At 68.1% G+C, this 1,157-nt stretch carries 1 protein-coding gene; it reads left to right on the top strand.

Translation table 11 applies throughout. The features are described from left to right. Window positions 1-1,157: molybdopterin dinucleotide binding domain-containing protein (locus ABZU25_RS34490; RefSeq protein WP_355033553.1), on the top strand; the 1,157-nt coding region annotated here is incomplete at both ends.

Raw genomic sequence — 1,157 nt, 5'->3', positions numbered from 1 at the left:
GAGAAGGAGGGCACGTTCACCCAGACGCAGCGGCTGTTGCAGTGGCGGGAGAAGGCCGTCGAGCCGCCGGGCGACGCCCGTTCCGAGCTGTGGTTTTTCTACCACCTCGGGCGGATCATCCGCGAACGGCTGGCATCGTCGACCCGGCCGCGCGACCGCGCGCTGCTCGATCTGAACTGGAACTACCCCACGCACGGTCCGCACGCGGAGCCGAGCGCCGAGTCGGTGCTCTACGAGATCAACGGGTACGACGTGGCGACCGGCCGACCCCTGGCGTCCTTCACCGAGATGAAGGACGACGGCTCGACCGCCGGCGGTTGCTGGATCTACACCGGCGTGTACGCCGACGGCGTCAACCAGGCCGCCCGCCGCAAACCCGGTGCGGAGCAGTCCCTGGTGGCCCCGGAGTGGGGGTGGGCGTGGCCGGCGAACCGGCGCATCCTCTACAACCGTGCCTCCGCCGACCTGGACGGCAACCCGTGGAGTGAGCGCAAACGCTACGTCTGGTGGGACGCGGAGAAGGGCGAGTGGACCGGCTACGACGTGCCGGACTTCGAGAAGACCAAACCGCCGTCGTACCGACCGGCCACTGACGCCTCGGGCGTGGCGGGCATCGCCGGCGACGACCCGTTCATCCTCCAGGGCGACGGCAAGGGTTGGCTGTACGCGCCCACCGGCGTGCTGGACGGGCCGCTGCCCACGCACTACGAGCCGGTGGAGTCGCCGGTGCGTAACCCGCTCTACCGGCAGCAGGCCAACCCGACCCGGAAGGTCTACACGCACCCGATCAACACGCTCAACCCGAGCCCACCGGAACCGTACAGCCAGGTGTTCCCGTATGTGTTCACTGTCAGCCGGCTCACCGAGCATCACACCGCGGGTGGGATGAGTCGGACGGTGCGGACGTTGGCCGAGTTGCAACCGGAGATGTTCGTCGAGGTGTCGCCGGAGTTGGCGGTCGAGCGTGGGCTGACCCATCTGGGTTGGGCGCATCTGGTGACCGCTCGTGCGGCGATTGAGGCGAAGGTGCTGGTGACCGACCGGCTCACTCCGCTGCGGGTCGACGGTCGGATCATTCATCAGGTGTGGTTGCCGTACCACTTCGGTTTCGAGGGTCTGGTGACCGGTGACTCGGCCAACGACCTGTTCGGCATCAG

The organism is Micromonospora sp. NPDC005215, from assembly GCF_040607915.1.
In the GTDB taxonomy this organism is placed as follows: Bacteria; Actinomycetota; Actinomycetes; order Mycobacteriales; family Micromonosporaceae; genus Micromonospora.
Note: the sequence above shows the minus strand (reverse complement) of the source record. Positions and strands in the feature narration are given on the sequence as shown.